Origin of the sequence: Acetitomaculum ruminis DSM 5522, from assembly GCF_900112085.1 — a bacterium.
GTDB lineage: Bacteria > Bacillota > Clostridia > Lachnospirales > Lachnospiraceae > Acetitomaculum > Acetitomaculum ruminis.
In genome coordinates this window covers 1-4,631 of sequence record NZ_FOJY01000038.1, presented here as the reverse complement: position 1 = coordinate 4,631, position 4,631 = coordinate 1, and the positions used below count along the sequence as shown (strand labels likewise).

4 protein-coding genes, 1 tRNA gene and 1 pseudogene are annotated in these 4,631 nt (G+C 35.3%); 5 read left to right on the top strand and 1 reads right to left on the bottom strand.

Annotated elements, in window-relative coordinates; translation table 11 throughout:
• A pseudogene (locus tag BM153_RS14370) lies at positions 1–257 on the top strand (group II intron reverse transcriptase/maturase); the annotation flags it as partial.
• 571 nt (positions 258–828) lie between these two features.
• On the top strand, positions 829–1,056 hold the full coding sequence (locus BM153_RS13295) for a helix-turn-helix domain-containing protein (RefSeq protein ID WP_092874979.1): 228 nt from the start codon (positions 829–831) through the stop codon (positions 1,054–1,056).
• 905 nt (positions 1,057–1,961) lie between these two features.
• Here BM153_RS13295 and BM153_RS13285 read toward each other — a convergent pair.
• Positions 1,962–2,046, bottom strand: a tRNA-Leu gene (locus tag BM153_RS13285).
• Positions 2,047–2,386: 340 nt separating this feature from the next.
• Between BM153_RS13285 and BM153_RS13280 the strand changes: the two genes are divergently transcribed.
• From BM153_RS13280 to tnpA, 3 genes are all read left to right on the top strand, one after another.
• On the top strand, positions 2,387–3,136 hold the full coding sequence (locus BM153_RS13280) for a helix-turn-helix domain-containing protein (RefSeq protein ID WP_092874973.1): 750 nt from the start codon (positions 2,387–2,389) through the stop codon (positions 3,134–3,136).
• Positions 3,137–3,140: 4 nt separating this feature from the next.
• Complete coding sequence (locus tag BM153_RS13275; protein ID WP_092874971.1) at positions 3,141–4,268, top strand: site-2 protease family protein; 1,128 nt, start codon at positions 3,141–3,143, stop codon at positions 4,266–4,268.
• Between the two features lie 182 nt (positions 4,269–4,450).
• On the top strand, positions 4,451–4,631 hold a 181-nt coding region (gene tnpA, locus BM153_RS13270), incomplete at its 3' end, for an IS200/IS605 family transposase (RefSeq protein ID WP_143088319.1).

The window sequence follows — 4,631 nt, the reverse complement described above, 5'->3', positions numbered from 1 at the left end:
AAATCAATGGATGGCTCTATCACAGAATACGTATGAGTATATGGAAACAATGGAAGAAGCCCAAGACAAAGGTACGTAATCTGATTAAGATGGGCGTACCCGGGGACTTAGCATGGCAGGCTGGTAACAGCCGAAGAGGCCATTGGTTCACGACGCATACCGTTGCAGTAAATATGGCAAGGACAAAAGAAAGGTTGATAAACAGTGGCTTCTATGATTTATCCACAGCCTATCAGTCTGTGCACGTCAACTATTGAAAGCGCCGTATACCGAACGGTACGTACGGTGCTGTGAGAGGACGGGAGCTAATCACTCCCTCCTACTCGATTTATTTGCAAATTACATCATATCGGGTATTATTTCCCTAGTAATTTTGCGGCTGTTCAAGTAAATTCCCCATGGGATACACAACAGCCGGCCCCCCGAGGAAGTAGCTCAAATATTCTCAGAAATAAAAGGATTTTAATGAAAGATAATTATTTATCCTATTAGTGTTAAAAATACTTCTTATTTGTGCTGGAATTGAATGAAATAAGAACAATTAACAACAAGGGAGGATAGTTATAGCATTAACGAACAACATTGAAAAAGATGTGAAAATTAAATGTATAGAAGCCGGTATGCCTTAGCATGAATTGAGTAAATCCATCGGCTTAACGGGTCAATACATTAGTTGTCGGATTAAGAATAAAGAGGAAATTATCACAAGACTTTTACAAAAGCTATGGAGGTTTTGGGGTATGATATTACCCTCACTTACACCAAGAAGAAAACAAACCTCGATAATTAGCTTGGTGAATGGCACAAAGAGGAAGGAGGCAAGCGCCTATGATTAGCGACACAATTAGAGAAGTAATGAAGGAGAAGGGAATTACCCATACTTTCCTTGCAGAGAAGTTAGGATATAAATATCCAAGCAGTGTGACAACGAAGTTACAAAGAGTAAATGGATTACGAGTTGATACACTGATTAAGTTCTTGGAAACTATGGATTGTGAGTTGATTATCCGTTCCAAGACCACCGACAAGCTGGAATGGGTATTAAAGAATGAATGATTTACGCATACGCCCGAGTCTCTTCACAGACACAGGCGAAAGACGGCAACTCATTAGAGGGGGAAAAAGACGGCTCTGCTCTCTACTTATCCTACCGCCCTATTCTATGAAGAAACCTATACCGGGATGACGATAGAACGGCCCGAACTTTTAAAAATTATCGGAAAAATAAGATGGGGAGATATGCTGGTAGTTATAAAAAAACTAACCTCACCGGGAAAGATGGGACTAGAACAATGTGAGTTCAAAAAAACTGATAGAAAGGGGTTTCGGCGTCGCTTTTTCCTGGGAACCCAAAGAGGGAACCTAAAGGCAAGGAGGTATATTTTGGGATTGTGAACACACGTTAAATGGCCGTTAACGTTACCGAAATTGTCAAAATTGCAAAAGTGGTAACGTTAACTTGAGTTTTTCTAAGCATAATGGTAGAATTTATACGAAAAGAAATGCGGAGGCAAGCAGATATAAAGTGTCAAGTTTTTTTGTACAAAAAATCTTATATAATAATGTACAATTACTCAGAGGATTTTACATAATCCTTAATTCTATATGATCTTCCATTTATGGTTATGACCTTTGAATGATGAAGGATTCTATCACTAGATTTTCAGCTTTTTCAGTAAATCGTAGTGTCAACAGTTCTAATATTTCCCGTCGAAGGGACCGACGAGCCTTAGAAAGGTAGTAAAAAAAGAAATAAAAATAAGAAGAAGGTAAAAAATCTCCACCGCGGAAGATGGGGTGAGACGGAGAAAGAAAAAGGTTCGGTGAACCTTTTTCCCGACGAACCGACCGACGAGCCTTTGCAAGGCGAGGAGACCTTGAATCCCTGGATTCAAGGACCTCCTCCGCCTTGCAATAAAATAAAACCATAGGCATTTGCCTATGGTTTTATTTTAATATAATGCGGAAGATGGGACTTGAACCCACACGCAAGCAATATGCACAAGATCCTTAGTCTTGCTCGTCTGCCAGTTCCGACACTTCCGCATTCATGTTTAATTGTCTTGGCGATTGCCTCAACGATTATTGATTATAACAGCATGAATACCAAAATGCAAGCACTTTTTTTAAAGATTTTAAATTTTTTTCTAAATATGGAAAATTTTGATTTACAAAAGTCAAAACATGCTTTAAAATATCAAAATATGCAATAGTTTACAAATACACCTAAATAGTATGTATGATATTAAGGATAATAAGAAAACAGGGGAGAAATATTATTAAAGGGGTATAAATAAAAAGCCTCTTACCCTTTTATAAGGAAGAAAAAACTATTTTTGTGAATTTGTTTCTAAAAACACGTTTTTATACGAATGGAGGATGTACAATGAGAATATTGGAAAACAAAGATTGGATTTTGCTAAATAACATTATTTATAAGATTTATAGCACACAGGATCAAAAAGTGATGCGAAAAGAATTTATCGAGCAGATAAAAATGCTTATGGATTTTGACAGTGCTGATTTTTATATTGCGGACAAAAATGCCAGGGAAACATTGATTTCACCGGTACTTTACAATTTAGACGAAGACTTGTCCCAGGCTTACATCGAAAATGACAAAGAAAGAAATATGATTTTTGGAGGACGAAGCTTAATTTATAGAGAGACAGATATTGTTCCTGATGAAGAAAGACTGAATACAGCATATTATAAAAGAGTGTTCAGGGACAACAACTGGCATTATTCCTTACAGATGATTCTTTCAAAAGATAAAAAATTTGTCGGAGTAGTTACATTCTATAGAACAATTGGTAAAGATAATTTCTTATATGATGATATTTTCATTCTGGATTTATTAAAGGAACATTTAGCATTTAGATTGTATAACGATATCGAAAGCAGAGGAAGCTTCACAAACAAGATAAGTGTTAAAGATGCAGCTTCAAGATTTTCTCTTACCCGTAGAGAGACTACTATTTTACATAAGCTTTTACAAGGTGATGATAACAATGTTATTTGTGAAGAACTTGATATTACTCCAAATACTTTGAAAAAGCATATTTTAAATGTCTATAGAAAACTTGGAATCAAAAACAGAGTTCAGGTCTTTAAGATGATTAGAGAAGAGGACTAATGTAATGAAAAAAGAAGGAAGATTGTTTTTCTATGCAGTTTTTGGAATTACAGGCTTTCTATGTACACTAATTAACATCAGATATTTAAATGCTGCCTTGGAGTCGGATAATCGCTTTAACTATATATTTGTACTGGTGGATATTGTTTGTTCATTAGTTGTTGCCTTATATACTCAGGTTATTGTTCACGAAACAGGACATCTGGTTTTTGGATATATCAGCGGATATGGATTTTCTTCCTTCAGAATAGGAAGTTATGTTTGGATAAAAAAAGACGGAAAAATTCAGCTAAAAAGGTACAGACTTTCCGGAACAGGGGGTCAGTGTCTTATGGTTCCGCCAAAATTTAAAGATGATAAGGTGCCTTTTATCAGATACAACTTAGGAGGCATTGCCTTTAATGTTTTCTTTGCAGTTTTCGTCTTGTTTGTAAAATTAATTTTGGCATTATTTTTTAAAGAGTCAGTTCATTTTACTGTTTTTCTTAATGTCCAGTTTATTGTGGCATTAAGCTATGCTGTAACTAATGGTATACCTGCATCTATAGGAGGTATAAACAACGACGGTTACAATGCTTTGATTATGAGGAACAATCCCAAAGCGATAAATGCTTTTTATACTCAGCTTATCATTAGTTCCATGTCCTATCATGGAGTCAGGTTAAAAGATATGCCGGAGGAATATTTTGTTAAACCGGATAAAAAAGAAATGAAAAATTCCATGATTGCCACTTTAGGAGTCTTTTATGCCGGAAGATTAATGGATCAGCACAAAATTGATGAAGCGGTAGAATATATGGAGTACCTGTTAAATGATGATGAGGTAAGTATTGCAGGTGTAAACAGGGAATTACTCATAAATGACATGATTTATTGTGAACTGATAGAAGATAACAGAAAGCATGTTATTGAATCATATATGACAAAAGAACATGATAAGGTAATCAGTACAATGAAAAATGACCCTGCGATTATCAGAACTAATTATGCTTATAGCCTTTTTTATGAAAGAGATGAAGAAAAGGCTCAAAAATACAAAATAGAATTTGAAAATGTAAAGGATAAATATCCTTATGTAGGTGAAATCGAATCTCAGACAGAATTAATGATTTTAGCTAAGGATTTATATTAAAAAATCTCCCCTATCCCCTGACTGATTAGAGTCAGGGGATTTATTGGATTGAAAACCAATAAAACCACCTGCTATGCAGGTGTGTTCCCAATGAGCTTTAGCTTCAAGAAAAGGAAAACCTCCAATGATATAATAGTGCTGGTTCGACAGCCGCACTAAAAAATCAAAGGAGGTTTATCCAAATGGACAAAAATAGTCTAGCACATACAACATGGGAATGTAAGTATCATATCGTATTCGCACCAAAATTTAGAAGAAAGATAATATATCAAAAAATAAGAGCTGACATAGCCCATATTTTAAGTGAATTATGCAAGAGAAAAGGTGTAGAAATAATTGAAGCAGAAGCATGTTCCGATCATA